General features: G+C 50.7%; 14 protein-coding genes and 1 pseudogene (1 of these 15 running past the window's edge). 6 read left to right on the top strand and 9 right to left on the bottom strand.

What is annotated here, in order from left to right; genetic code table 11:
• From COW20_18995 to COW20_18985, 3 genes and pseudogenes are all read left to right on the top strand, one after another.
• A pseudogene (locus COW20_18995) lies at window positions 1-1,018 on the top strand (excisionase); it begins 188 nt to the left of the window's first position.
• On the top strand, window positions 1,005-1,343 hold the full coding sequence (locus COW20_18990) for a hypothetical protein (protein PIW45777.1): 339 nt from the start codon (window positions 1,005-1,007) through the stop codon (window positions 1,341-1,343). The pseudogene COW20_18995 and the gene COW20_18990 overlap by 14 nt, the downstream one beginning before the upstream one ends.
• Before the next feature lie 42 nt (window positions 1,344-1,385).
• Window positions 1,386-2,129: a hypothetical protein gene (locus tag COW20_18985; protein PIW45776.1), complete on the top strand. Its 744-nt coding sequence runs from the start codon at window positions 1,386-1,388 to the stop codon at window positions 2,127-2,129.
• Between the two features lie 47 nt (window positions 2,130-2,176).
• Here the strand turns inward: COW20_18985 and COW20_18980 are convergent, their stop codons facing one another.
• The 8 genes from COW20_18980 to rplK all read right to left on the bottom strand — a co-directional run bounded on the left by COW20_18980 (window position 2,177) and on the right by rplK (window position 8,472).
• A complete protein-coding gene (locus COW20_18980; GenBank protein PIW45775.1) occupies window positions 2,177-3,034 on the bottom strand; it encodes a hypothetical protein in 858 nt (285 codons plus the stop codon).
• A 1-nt stretch (window position 3,035) separates the two neighbouring features.
• The gene (locus tag COW20_18975) at window positions 3,036-4,292 is read right to left on the bottom strand and encodes a NupC/NupG family nucleoside CNT transporter (protein PIW45774.1); all 1,257 of its coding nucleotides are present in this window, start codon (window positions 4,290-4,292) and stop codon (window positions 3,036-3,038) included.
• A 65-nt stretch (window positions 4,293-4,357) separates the two neighbouring features.
• On the bottom strand, window positions 4,358-5,365 hold the full coding sequence (locus COW20_18970; GenBank protein PIW45773.1) for a hypothetical protein: 1,008 nt from the start codon (window positions 5,363-5,365) through the stop codon (window positions 4,358-4,360).
• A 156-nt stretch (window positions 5,366-5,521) separates the two neighbouring features.
• A complete protein-coding gene (locus COW20_18965; protein PIW45772.1) occupies window positions 5,522-6,322 on the bottom strand; it encodes a hydrolase TatD in 801 nt (266 codons plus the stop codon).
• A gap of 2 nt (window positions 6,323-6,324) precedes the next feature.
• Window positions 6,325-6,705, bottom strand: a complete 381-nt coding sequence (locus COW20_18960; protein PIW45771.1) for a 50S ribosomal protein L7/L12 — start codon at window positions 6,703-6,705, stop codon at window positions 6,325-6,327.
• A 19-nt stretch (window positions 6,706-6,724) separates the two neighbouring features.
• The gene (locus tag COW20_18955; GenBank protein PIW45770.1) at window positions 6,725-7,258 is read right to left on the bottom strand and encodes a 50S ribosomal protein L10; all 534 of its coding nucleotides are present in this window, start codon (window positions 7,256-7,258) and stop codon (window positions 6,725-6,727) included.
• Window positions 7,259-7,269: 11 nt separating this feature from the next.
• Window positions 7,270-7,992 carry a 50S ribosomal protein L1 gene (locus tag COW20_18950; protein PIW45769.1) on the bottom strand — a complete coding sequence of 241 codons (723 nt, stop codon included), beginning with the start codon at window positions 7,990-7,992 and terminating at the stop codon, window positions 7,270-7,272.
• Between the two features lie 24 nt (window positions 7,993-8,016).
• Window positions 8,017-8,472, bottom strand: coding sequence for a 50S ribosomal protein L11 (gene rplK, locus COW20_18945; protein ID PIW45768.1), 456 nt, complete (start codon window positions 8,470-8,472; stop codon window positions 8,017-8,019).
• A 683-nt stretch (window positions 8,473-9,155) separates the two neighbouring features.
• Between rplK and add the strand changes: the two genes are divergently transcribed.
• The 3 genes from add to COW20_18930 are packed head-to-tail and all read left to right on the top strand — an operon-like array spanning window position 9,156 to window position 13,116.
• Entirely contained in the window at window positions 9,156-10,223 is a 1,068-nt protein-coding gene (add, locus tag COW20_18940) for an adenosine deaminase (GenBank protein PIW45767.1), read from the top strand.
• A 6-nt stretch (window positions 10,224-10,229) separates the two neighbouring features.
• Window positions 10,230-11,249: a tRNA lysidine(34) synthetase TilS gene (gene tilS / locus COW20_18935; protein PIW45766.1), complete on the top strand. Its 1,020-nt coding sequence runs from the start codon at window positions 10,230-10,232 to the stop codon at window positions 11,247-11,249.
• Between the two features lie 43 nt (window positions 11,250-11,292).
• A complete protein-coding gene (locus COW20_18930) occupies window positions 11,293-13,116 on the top strand; it encodes a hypothetical protein (protein PIW45765.1) in 1,824 nt (607 codons plus the stop codon).
• Window positions 13,117-13,124: 8 nt separating this feature from the next.
• Here COW20_18930 and COW20_18925 read toward each other — a convergent pair.
• A partial coding sequence (locus COW20_18925; protein PIW45764.1) for a hypothetical protein occupies window positions 13,125-13,304 on the bottom strand: 180 nt, incomplete at its 5' end.

Raw genomic sequence — 13,304 nt, 5'->3', positions numbered from 1 at the left:
GGTTGCCCGTTCTCTGGATTGGGGGCTGCCGGTTTTGGATACCGCCCTTTGTCTGATTCAGAATGGCCAGATCTATTACCGTGGACAGGCTCTTTCTGAGTTGATGGCAAACCCATCGTTTGAAGCCGTGCTGGCTTTGCTCTGGCAAACCGAGCTTCCGGATTGGTCTCAACTTGAAAGCGATGTGCCGGCTCTCGAAAAGCATTCTGAGAAGCAGCGTGAGCCCGTTCTTTGCGCGCAGCGGGCTTTGCTCAACCTGGCTGAAGATCCCCGCTGTTGGGACCTGCGCCCGGAAGGAGTGGTGCGCAGCGGGCTGGCGATGTTGGCTCTGCTGACCCGTGTTTTTTGTGGGCACCACCCGCAGTCTGAGGGGCTGGCACATACGCTACAAGCGGCTTGGGCTGCCGACCAGCCAGAGGTCGCAGCGGTTTTGAATCAAGCCTTGATGCTCTCTGCCGAACATGAATTAAATATCTCAAGCTTCAGCGTGCGCTGTGCGGCTTCAGCAGGCAGTCAGCCTGTTCAGGCTGTGCTTGCGGGCTTGGCCAGTTTCAGTGGTTCTCGCCATGGGGGGCAATGGGCGCGGGTCGAGGCCCTCTTGCGGGAATGCGAACAGGCTGATTCCGTTGCGGATGCTCTGCATTCCCGTCTGCGTCGAGCAGAATCCTTTGATGGTTTTGGCCATCGGCTTTATCCCCAGGGAGATCCGCGTTGGCAGGCACTGGCCCCTGTGCTTTGGCGTATAAAGGGAGGCGGCAAGCAAGCTGAGTTTTTAAACGCCGTGATTGATGAAGTTCAGCGCTTGACGCAACAGGCTCCGAATCTGGATTTTGCCCTCTTGGCCCTGTGCCGTCTATGGGGCTGGCCCCCCCAGCGGGCCCAGGAAGTTTTTGTGCTGGGGCGGGTTGTGGGCTGGGTTGCCCACCTGCTCGAAGAATACCCCTTGGCCCGCCTGATTCGCCCAAGGGCACGCTATATCGGCCCTCTGCCAGAGTCTGTCGAACATGCAGATTTCTGAATTGCTTGAAGATTTAAGCCTGCTCTATCTGGTGTTTAAAACACCGGCAGAGGTGTTTGTTGTATTTGCGCAAATTTACACTGCGATTTTTCTTTCCTGGGGACTCGTTTATCTCATTTTGGCTTTGCTGGGGCGAATTCAGCGTCTCAAAAGTTGGACGCACTGGCCTTTGCTCAGGCTGTGTTTGAGCGTTTTGGGCTTGATCGCCAGTGCTTTTTTCTGGGTTTGGATTCTATTGCTGATTGTCAGTTTGGCTTCATTTTTCAATGCTTTGGGCGGCCTGTTTGGGGGGCTTTTGGGGTTGTTTAAGCATTTTGGCGAGTGAGGGGCAATTGCGCCTCTGCTGGGAATCCAGTACAATGATCCCATGACCTATATATCACTCGGCAAACGTATGATGACTGGGTGTGTCTGTCTCGGTTTACTGACCGCGCCTTTGGTGCTGGTTCAGCATTCGGCCCAGGCAGCCACCCAGACGTCGGCGTCTTCAAAAGCCGAAGTGCGTAAGCTCTTGTATGAACTCACCACCAACCGCAACCAATATGCCCGTGCCCGCGCGGCCACAGAACTGGGCATTATTGCAGACCCCGAAGCCTTGGAGCAACTCCACAAATCTCTGGTAACTGACTTAAGTACCCAGGTACGCATGACTTCGGCCAATGCCATTGCCCGGATTAACCACAAGGCCAGTGGCAAACGTCTGCTACAAGCTTTGATAGTCAACCGCGGCCGGACCGATGCGCAGATTGCGATTATCCGTGCTTTGGGCGATATGAAAGAAAACTCTCGCGATCTGGTGCCTGCTATTTTGCAGCTCTTGCGCAGCCCCAGTCCCTTTATTCGCGAAGTGGCCGTAGAATCTCTCTGGAAGATCCGCGATCCCAGGGCCTCAAAATACCTGGTGCGCTTACTCAAAACGGAGAAAGAACTGGTGGTCAAGCTGACACTCTGTAATGTGATCGCTGATTTTAAAGAACCCACCTCGATTCCCGTGCTCAAGAAAATTTCAAAAAAAGCCGATGAACCTGCCGATGTGCGGACTTTGGCCAAAGATGCCCTCGAAAAACTCGAAGAAATGGGCATTGAAGCGGCTCCTGAAGTCGTTCACTAAATTCGGGTTTGATTTCTCACTTTATCCGTTTTTCACTTCATGCATTCTTATTGTGTCGTATCCCCCAAACGACAGTGCAAACTCCACATGATTCGGCTGATCAGATGCAGATGCCGCAAATGGTAGAGCAAAGGCAGGCCTTCTTTTTCATCAAAATAGCTCCATTCGTTTAAAACCTTTAAGCCGGGGGCCCAGCTTTCCAGTTCTTTGCCTGAATGGATACCGCAGTAAAAGGTCGCTTTTTCACGCAGATGAAATTCGCGCTGCATTTTATAGCTGATAATCCAGCCCCAGTTTTCGACCCAATAGCGAGAAGCCATTTCGCAGAGCAGTTCACTGCCTGCAAACTGAATGACCAGGCTTTGAAGTAGAAGGCGTAATTCTGTTTCGGGCAGATACATAAACAGGCCTTCGGCCAAAAAGAGGCGGGGGCCCGAGGGGATTTGGCTGAACCAATCCAAATTCAAAACCGATTCAGAAATCTGTTGAATTCTGGGATGCGCTTCGAAAAAGTTTTGGCGCAGGCGAATGACTTCCGGCAGATCCAATTCGATCCAGGTGGCCTGGCCGTTGTCGATGCGTGAAAAACGGGTATCCAGGCCACACCCCAGGCTGATAATCGTGCCCTGGGGATGTTTTTGAAGCCAGGTTTGAGCGATCTGATCGAAATGCAAGGTGCGCAGAGACAGTGTGCGCACCAGCAGGGGATGAAGTTTGCCCTGGGCCAGACGGCGGTAAAGGGGGCGCGAGGAGCTTTCAAAAAAGGGAAAAAGTTGATCGGCAATCCGTTCAGCCTCGGGGTCTTTGAAGACAGGGTGCCGAGAACGGCTTTCTAAAATGCGGGCATACAAAGGCAAAAGCAGGGTCTCGGAAACATCCCCCAGACCCTGCCATTCCTGATGCATCTTAAATCAACATGCCAGCGATGGTGGCGGTCATGAAACAGGCAAGTGAACCGGCAATCACCGCTCGAATCCCCAGGCGGGCCAGATCTCCGCGTCGGCTGGGGGCAATGCCGCCAATGCCACCGATCTGAATCGCAATCGAGCTCAGATTGGAAAAACCGCAGAGCGCATAGGTTGCGATGACTGCTGACCGCTTTTGCAATTCAATGCCTGAACCTGATTTCAACATTTCGGCCAGATGGCTATAGGCCACGAATTCATTGATCATGGTTTTTTCACCCAGCAAAGCACCAATGGTTTGGGCATCAGCCCAGGGTACTCCCATTAAAAAGGCCAGCGGAGAAAAGACCCAACCGAAGATTTTTTCCAGTGAAAGTGCTTGAATACCGGCTAAACTGCCAAGCCAGCCAACCCCGGCATTGACCATGGCAATCAGGGCAATAAAGGCCAAGAGCATGGCACCAACATTGAGGGCCAGGGTCAAACCTTCGCCTGCCCCGCGTGCGGCGGCATCAATGATATTGGCATCGACTCTTTCAACCGCCAGAGAGACATCCTCACCAGCCGTTTCTGAGGTCTCTTTTTCAGGAATCATAATTTTGGCCATCACCAGAGCTGCTGGCGCTGACATCACGCTGGCGGCCATCAGGTGACCTGCAATATCGGGAATACTGGCGCGCAAAAGACCTACATAGGAAGCCATAACGCCGCCTGCGACCGTGGCCATGCCGCCGACCATAATCGCCATCAGTTCGGAATTGGTCATTTTTTCGACAAAGGGTTTAATCACCAGGGGGGCTTCGGTTTGGCCCACAAAAATATTAGCGGCTGCAGAGAGGGTCTCTGAACCGCTGGTTTTGAGGGTTTTTACCATGGCTTTGGCAATGATGTTTACAATAAACTGCATCACACCCAAATAGTAAAAAACGGTCATTAAAGAAGAGAAAAAGATAATCGTGGGCAAAACCTGAAAGGCGAAAATAAAACCAATATTTTCATTGCCGGCATTGATCAGGTTGCCAAAGATAAAACCAGAACCTTTATTGGTAAAGTTCAGCAGTTCATTGACGGCAATATTGGCCCAATCAAAAATTTTGCTGACAGGGGTTTTCAGGATCAAAAAGGCAAAAAGCAGCTGCATGAGGGTTCCCCCAATCACCACACGCAGATTGATATATTTCCAGTCCTCCCGTTTGCAAAGGCCAAAGGCGATCCCGAACATGACCAGCAAACCGATAATTCCTATAAATTTTTCCATTCAGCGTTTTCCTTTATAAGAGATGGGGTGTCAGCAGTGAGTCGTAAGGATAAAACTTGAAAATTTCATGCCAGTTCTCTGCGCTTGTTGAGAATTGAAGAGATCAGCGAGAGTCCAATAAAGGCCAGCCCGACAAAACCCGTTACGATTTCAGGAACAGGGGTTACAATGCTGGCAAACATGAGCAGGGCCAAGGCACCAATGGCGTAATGGGCACCGTGTTCGAGAAAGATATACTGATCCAGCGTGCCTTTCTCAACTAAAAATACGGTCAAAGAACGAACAAACATGGCGCCAATCGCCAGACCGATCATGATGATCACCACATCGGTTGTAATCGCAAAGGCTCCCACCACCCCGTCCAGAGAAAAAGAGGCATCCAGAATTTCAAGATAAATAAAACTCATGGCACCCGCATTTTTGACCCCGGATTCAAGCATATTTTCAATGCCCTGTTCTTCAAACAGGCTGGAAAAACTGCCCACCAGTACAAATAGTACAACTCCAAACAGGCCCGAAAGCAGAACCGTCAGACGTTCATGTTCATGCACAAAAGTCTGAGCTGTCATGAGCACGAGCAGGGCAGTAACCACTTCAATCGATTCAAGTTTGCCCAGCTTTGAAAGGCCTGATTCTAAAATTTGAATCCAATGGATTTCCTTATTGTCATCAAGCACAAAGCTGAGAAAAACCAAGAGCAGAAACATACCGCCAAAAGCGGCAATTGAAACATGGGCTTTTTCGAGTTGCTGGGCGTAGAGTATGGGGTTATCGAGGGCCATGACGGCTACATTGAGCAAAGAATGCCCGGTCGCCATGGCCACAATAAGCACGGGGAATAGCAAGCGCATGCCAAAGACGGCAATCATAATGCCCCAGAGTAAAAAGCGTTTGCGCCATTTTTCGTCCATGGTTTTCAGCACGGAGGCGTTGACCACGGCATTGTCGAAAGAGAGACTGACTTCCATCACGCTTAAGATTGCGGCGATCAAAACGCCCATGGGGCCGCCCCAGAAAAAGGCGCAGATCAACCCTATCAGGGTGACAGCAATAGAAAATTTAAAATATTTCATAGGTGATGATTTTGCGTTGAAATCCAATCATAATGCAGCCAAATTAAAAAAGATCCGATCCCCTTAATTCTATTCAACCCTGTTACAAACTAGCACGAAAAGCAGGGCATGACCAGATCGTTGCCAGGAGTTGCTACCTTTTGAAGCCGTCTGAATTCAAAATTGAAAGAGGTGACGGGCATTTTCGGTGGTGATTTGGGAGATTTCCTCAAGGCTGCATTGTTTGATCTCAGCCAGTTTTTCGGCGACATGGCGAATATAGGCCGGCTCGTTGCGTTTGCCCCGGTAAGGAACAGGGGCCAACCAGGGGCTGTCTGTTTCCAAAACGATATGCTGCAGATCTATTTGAGCAGCAACGGCTTGAAGGTTTTGGGCATTGCGAAAGGTCAGTACGCCGCCAAAGGCCAAATAAAAATTTAAATCAATCGAGGCTTGAGCGAATGCCAAATCACCTGAGAAACAATGCATGACGCCCCCGATCTCCTGGGCGTTTTCCTGCTTGAGTATTCTCAGCAAATCCTGGTAAGCAGCCTGGCTGTCAGCCTTGTCTCTGACATGCAGAATCAAGGGCAATTGCAGCTCTCGGGCCAGGTGAATATGACGCCTGAGCACGCTGTGCTGAAGCTCAGGAGGAGAACTGTCCCAATAATAGTCAAGACCCGTTTCGCCAATCGCGACGACTTCCGGGGCTTTCGCCATTTCCAGAAAACGAGCTTCAACAGCGTCATCCCAGCCTGCTACGTCTTGGGGATGAATGCCCAGACCACAGTAAATCAGAGCAGGGTATTGGCGTGACAGTTCTATTGCAGAAAGACAGCTCTCGAGAGTGACGCCCGGAAGTAACATCCGGATCAGTCCCTCATCGAGAGCTTTCTGAATAACCTCGTTCTGATCTGCTTGATAGTCAGACAGATTGAGGTGGGTATGGGTGTCAATCAAAGGCAGGTCCGAAGACATGCTTATTTGATTTCGACCTTGCCGCCTTCAGCTTCGAGCTGGGCTTTCAGAGCTTCAGCTTCTTCCTTGCTTGCGCCTTCTTTAACGGGCTTGGGCAGGTTGTCAACCAGTTCTTTTGCTTCTTTCAGACCAAGGCCAGTCAGTTCGCGAACGACTTTCAGTACCTTAATCTTATTGGCGCCAGCATCGGCCAGGATGACGTCAAAATCGGTTTTTTCTTCAACAGCAGCGGCTGCGGCGGGAGCGCCAGCAGCAGCAACAGCCACGGGGGCAGCTGCAGAAACACCGAATTTATCTTCGAACATCTTTACCAGATCAGCGACTTCCAGCAGGCTCATGCTGCCGACTGCTTCAACGATATCTTCTTTGGTCAGAGTAGCCATTATAATTGCTCCTTCTCAGTTAACTGTTTTCTTCTTTTTGTTTGCGAACGGCTTCCAGTGCATAGACCAGATTCCGAGCCACCCCAGAAAGGGTGATGACGACGCCCTGGGCCGGTGACTGCATGGAGCCCATCAATTTGGCCACCATTTCTTCACGGCTGGGCAGGGTTGCAATTTGTTTCAGGTCGTTGGCAGAAACCACTTTACCTTCAACAATACCACCACGGATTTCAAGTTCCTTTTTGGTTTCCTTGAAATAGTCCAACAGGGTTTTGACCGGCGTTACCGGATCAGAAAACCCGAAGACAAGGGCTGTGGGGCCTTCCAGGTAATTGTCAATTGCGGGCATCCCTTCGGTCTCTTTCAGGGCACGGCGCACCAAGGTGTTCTTGGCAACCGTGTAATCCCCACCAGCGTCTTGCAGACGGCGACGAAGAGTTGTCATTTCCTTGACGGTGAGGCCTCTGAAATCAGAGACCATTGCAAGTTTGGTGCGTGAGAACTGATCTTTCAGTTCAACAACGCGATCTTGTTTCTGGGCAAGGGTAACCATTGTCTTTCTCCTTATTCAACCGAAGCTAATTCGTTCAGGCGACCCAGGTCTACATGCAGACCAGGACCCATGGTCGAAGACAGGGCGAAAGTCTTGATATACTGCCCTTTAGCCGCGGAAGGCTTAACTTTCATGATGGCATTGTAAACTGCAGAGAGATTCCGCATCAGACGAATCGACTCGAAAGACGATTTGCCAATGGCAACGTGAACATTGCCTTGACGGTCATTACGGAATTCAACTTTCCCGCCCTTGAATTCGGTAACTGCTTTGCTGACCGCGTCCGGTGAGGGAGCGACCACAGTACCAGCTTTGGGGTTGGGCATCAGTTTCTTGGGGCCGAGGATTTTACCCAGCTTAGAAAGCGGAGCCATCATATCGGCGGTAGCGATCAGAACGTCGAAGTCGAACCAGCCGCCTTGAATTTTTTCAATCAGCTCGTCTGCACCGGCATCAACAGCACCCGCTTCCATGGCTGCTTTAATAGCAGGCCCTTTGGCTGCGACCACGACACGTACAGTCTGTCCTGTGCCTTCAGGCAAAGAGACAGTAGAACGTACCTGCTGGTCTGCGTGCTTGGGGTTGATACCCAGGCAGAATGCAACTTCTACAGTTTCATCAAATTTGGCGAGGCTGGCTTGCTTTACCAGTTCCACAGCCTGAGAGGGAGAAAAATTGGGCTGGTCTCCCACCAGTTCAATAATTTGCTTTTGTCGTTTGGTCAAACGTGCCATGGCTTGTCAGTCCTTTTCCTTGCGTTATTTGACTGCCACACCCATGCTCCGAGCAGAACCCTCAATCATCTTGATGGCAGCTTCGATGTCCCGAGCATTGAGGTCAGGCATTTTGGCCTGAGCGATTTCTTTGACCTGGTCAGAGGTTAAAGAACCCACAATGGTTTTCTGGGGATTGGAAGAGCCACTTTCGATCTTGAGTGCTTTCTTGATCAGTGCAGAGGCGGGGGGGGTTTTCGTAACAAAGGTAAAAGAGCGGTCGTCAAAGACGCTGATCTCAACAGGAATAATCATACCCACTTGATCTTTTGTACGATCATTATAGGCTTTACAGAATTCCATGATGTTCACGCCATGCTGACCGAGCGCGGGCCCGATCGGCGGAGCGGGGTTGGCTTTACCTGCATTAATCTGCAGCTTGATGACGGCAACGGCTTCTTTGCCTTTGCCTTTTCCTTTTTTAGCTGGTGGTGGTGCCATACTATCCGGGCGACGTACTCTCCGAGGGGAAGTCGCCGACCTCCTTTATCCTTCTATTTTCAACAATACAGATATCACATTATACACGATCTTTTACTAAACAAAAGTAGAATGTTAACGAGAATTTAGTCTCGCGCAAACATTCTTACAGATCTTCAGGATTCCACTTCCAAGAAGTGGCTGGCCGCAAGATATTCTGAACAGGTTTTTCGGGGAGGTTAGAAGCAGAGGTCGGTCGTGCCGGAACCTGTGTATACAGATCACCGGGGAGAGTTTCCCGAACAGGGGGGGACCCTGTTTTTAATGCTGGTCAGTTTTCCACAATATCTTTACAGTTTTTTTGAAAATCCATCTTCTGATAGTTCATCGCAGACAATGCTGTCAGAAAAGCCATTATAGATCAAGATGAAGGGATAGGTAAGATGATTGTGCCCTGAAAAACTAAAATTTTCAGGATCATTTTGAGCGTTTTCGGTTTTCAGGATGCCTTTGGCGCGGTTCTGTTTTCTGAAACCCCTTCAAGAACGTGCTGAGAAAGCCTGTTCCCTTGAGGGAAGATCGTGCTCAGAGGGGAAGATTGGGCCCATCAGGGTATTGGGAGAGCCTCCTTCAGCCCTGAAATCCTAATTCTGGCTTTCGCCTGCTAAAATAAAAAGAAACGTAAAAAGTAAGGATCCTTTCCGATGCCGAAACAATTGCCTACGCGGGATATTCTCCTGCAACTTCCCAAAACCGATCTCCATGTTCACCTCGATGGCTCAATGCGGATTGAAACCATGCTCGAGCTGGCTGCAAAACAGGGGGTTGAACTGCCTGCCTCTGATGCTGAGAGTCTGCGCAAACTCGTACAGGTGGCAGAAGACTGCCAAAGCCTTGAGGAATACCTGCGCGCCTTTGATATCACCCTCTCCGTGCTGCAGGAATTTGATGCCCTGCGCCGTACCGCCTTTGAATTGGCCGAAGACGCAGCCCAGGAAAATGTCAAATATATAGAAGTGCGTTTCTGCCCGCTGTTGCATACCCAGAAAGGGCTTTCTATGCCCCAGATCGTTAAAGCCGTTTTACAAGGCCTGGCCGATGCCGAACGCCAGTACGATATCATTACCGGCGTGATTATCTGCGGTATTCGCCATATCAGCCCTGAAAGTTCACTCGATCTGGCGGGTTTGACGATCAGCTTCAAGAACCGTGGCGTTGTCGCCTTTGACCTGGCCGGGGCTGAATACGACAATCCCGCCAAGGACCACAAAGAAGCCTTTGAACTGATTCTGAATGAGAATATCAACTGCACGGTGCATGCTGGTGAAGCCTTTGGCCCCAAAAGTATTTCCCAGGCGATTCACTACTGTGGTGCGCACCGGATTGGCCATGGCACCCGCCTGATCGAAGACCGCGATATGCTGAACTATGTCAATGATCACCGCATTCCGCTGGAAATTTGCCTGACCTCGAATCTGCAGACCAAGGCGATTGATAAGCTTGAGCACCACCCCCTGAAAAAATACTATGATTTGGGCTTGCGCGTGACGATCAATACGGATAATCGCCTGATCTCCAATACCACCGTGACCGATGAGCTCTATCTGGCTTCACAGATCTTTGATCTGGATCTTCACGATATCGCCAATATCTTGATCAATGGGTTTAAGAGTGCGTTTTTGCCCCACAATAAAAAGACCCGCATGTTGCGTTCGGTGATGGCCGAATTGGATGAAATCCTGGGCGTTCATCGCAGCAAATACGGATATTAAATCTCTGTGAAAAACTTTTCAGACCGCAGCTTTTGCTCCGGTCTGTTTGTTTGGATTGAAAAACACCAGCTTTTGCTGGCGGGTTCGCGGGTTTTGTTGGCGGTATCAGGCGGGCTTGACTCGATGGTGATGCTGGATTTTTTTCGCCGTTTTGGGCAAAAAAAATATGCACTTGATTTTGGCGTGGCCCATATCGATCATGGCCTGCGCACAGAGTCGGCAGCCGATGCCCTGTGGCTAAACGACCACTGCCAGGCGTTGGCGATTCCCTTTTGGCAAATTCGTCTGGCGGTGGCCGATGTGCATCAAACCAGTGCCCAGAGTTCACTCGAAGCTGTGGCCCGTGAGTTACGTTATGCCTGGCTTTTTAGCTTGGCTCGTGAAGAAGGCTTTGATGCCTTGGCAACGGCCCATACCGCCAGTGACCAGGCCGAAGGCCTTTTGATGCGATGGGTAAGGGGGGCGGTGCAGGGGCTGGGGGGCATGTCTCCCGTGCAGGAGCGTCAAGGACTGCGTCTGATTCGACCTTTGCTGGACACCCCCCGTGCCGCACTTGAAGCCTATGTTGAGCATTACCAGCTCAGTTGGCGTGAAGACAGCAGCAATGCTGAATTGGATTTTTTTCGCAACCGTATCAGGGCTCAGGTTTTACCGCTTTTACGTGCAGAAAATCCCCGTTTAGAGCAGCAGTGGTGTGAACATGCCCTGATCTGGCAAGAAGAACAGCAGTTCTTAGAACAACTGACAGAGTCTGCTGCGCTTACGGTTCTGAGCACAGAACCTGAGGGGCTGCGGGTTTTGCTGCGCTCTTTTGAGGGGTTGGGGCCAGCCTTGCAACGTCGGGTCTTGAAGCGGGCACTGACACAGGTCTGCGGTGATTGGAAGATTTTTACCAGCCGCCATCTTGAGGCCTTGCTTCAGCTTGCGCGGGCTGAAACGGGTAAAAGTCTGAACTTGCCCCGTGGGATTTTGGCTCGCAAAGAAAAACTGTCAATTTTAATCTGTCATTTGAATTCAGACACCTGAAGCATCTTCTCCGCTCTCAGACAGGATCGGCTATAATACCTGCATGAATACGCCCTTTTCAACCCAAGTTCACGATCAGGAAAGTCTGATTGCCAAACTGCAGGTTCTGGAGCAAAAACGCAACAGTTTGTACCCCCGCCAGGCGGCAGGGATTAAATTGCAAAGGCTTTTGGAAACCCTGCGGCATTTGCGTGATTACCCTGAATTGGCGACCCGTGCAGATGCCTTGCTTGAAAAATTCTCTCCCAGTGCTGAAGATATTTTTGCCTTGGCCAAAGCCCTTGAATCCCTTGATTTTTCTTCTGGCAGTGCCCACCAGACCCAAATGCATCTGCTGAAAGATCTCAAACAGGTCGGGCAGACCTTTGCCAATCAACAGCTTGAAGAGGACATGGGGGCCGTACGCCGGATTGCACAAACCATCCGTGATTCTCTGGGGCAGGGCAGCCAGCCGCATATTGCTGAAGAAGCGCAAATGCTGGAAGACTGTTCTGAGCACGATTTCTTTGTGCACCTTGAGAGTCTGATTGCGCTGATCCATGAGTCTATTTCACGGCGTTTGCTCTCAAGTGAGCCGATTCTGCTGGTTGAAGATGATCCAGAAATGGCAAAACTACTGAAAAAACATTTAGATTCTCAGGGCTATACGGTAGAACACGCTGGCAATGCTTCTGTTTTTCACGATAAGGTTCAGGAACAGCCTTTTTCTTTGGTTTTAATGGATGTCAGTCTGCCCGATGCAGATGGACGCAATTTATTGGTGGAACTCAAGCAACAAGGGGATTTGGCACATATTCCCGTCATGATCATGTCGGGCCGGGGTTCTTCGATTCGGGCGGAGTGTTTTGCTCTGGGAGCCGATCAGGTTTTTGACAAGCCTCTCGATCTGCATGCCTTGACAGCGGCTGTTTCTGAACGCTTGAAAACCAAGCGCCTGATGGAAAGTCAGGCCTTTTTTGATCCTTTAACGGGGTTGCCCAATCGGGCCGCACTTTACCAGAATTATCGCCGCTATCTGGCTCTGGCGCAACGTCACAACAAGCCGCTTTCAATTGGTATTTTGGATATTGATCATTTCAAACTGATCAACGATACCTGGGGGCATCCGGCGGGAGACAAGGTTTTGCGGGATTTAAGCACCTTATTGGCAGAAAGCCTGCGAGAATCCGATGTGGTGGCACGTTGGGGCGGGGAAGAATTTGTCTTGCTTTTGCCGGATACCCCTTTGCAGAATGCCTGGCAGGTGATTGACAGTCTGCGTGAAAAAGTAGCGGCTCAAGCGTTTGAAACCCCGGATGGTCATGGTTTGAACCTGAATTTTTCGGCTGGGGTGGCATCGGTGCGCCTGCGCAGCACGCTTGAAGAATCGGTGGCGCGCGCCGATCATGCCCTGTATACAGCCAAACAGGAGGGACGCAACTGTGTCGTGGCCCAGCCTGAAAATGGCTTTGGTACTGAGCCTCCGATTCGTTTGATCATTGCCGATGATGATGCCCTGGTCTTGTCTTCTCTGCGCCATTTTTTTCAAACCCCGCCCTTTACGCTGGAAACGTTGAGTAAACAGTTGCCAGACCTCGCGGTTTTACAGGAGCATCCACCCGCCTTGCTTTTGCTGGAAATCTGTTCGCTGCAGCGCGAAGATTTTGCCTGGCTCAAGGCTTTGCGCAAGAATCCCCATTTTCATGCGGTGCCTGTGCTGGTACTGGCCGGTTATGGCCACCAGGTTGCCTTGGATACCTGCCTCAATCTGGGCGTTGATGACTATATTCTCAAGCCCTTTTCTCCCTCTGAGCTGCAGGCTCGTATTTTACGCCTGCTGCAAACCCGGCACCCGCTGGGCCGACAGATTGAAGCCTCCAAACCCTGAAACCGCCTTTATTCTAAGTTTGCACTTTTGAGGGCTGCTTGCACCTGCTCTGCTGTATAGCGTCCTGAAAGCAGATCGGTGAAGAGCGTAACCCATTCGGCTGCATGGATACTCTCTTGATTGACCCCGATGATTTCAGCGAGGGTGCGGCTATAGACCTCCCGGTAGCGCCTGTTATCTGCCGGCAG

It is taken from the genome of bacterium (Candidatus Blackallbacteria) CG13_big_fil_rev_8_21_14_2_50_49_14 (genome assembly GCA_002783405.1).
Classification (GTDB): domain Bacteria; phylum Cyanobacteriota; class Sericytochromatia; order UBA7694; family UBA7694.
Note: the sequence above shows the minus strand (reverse complement) of the source record. Positions and strands in the feature narration are given on the sequence as shown.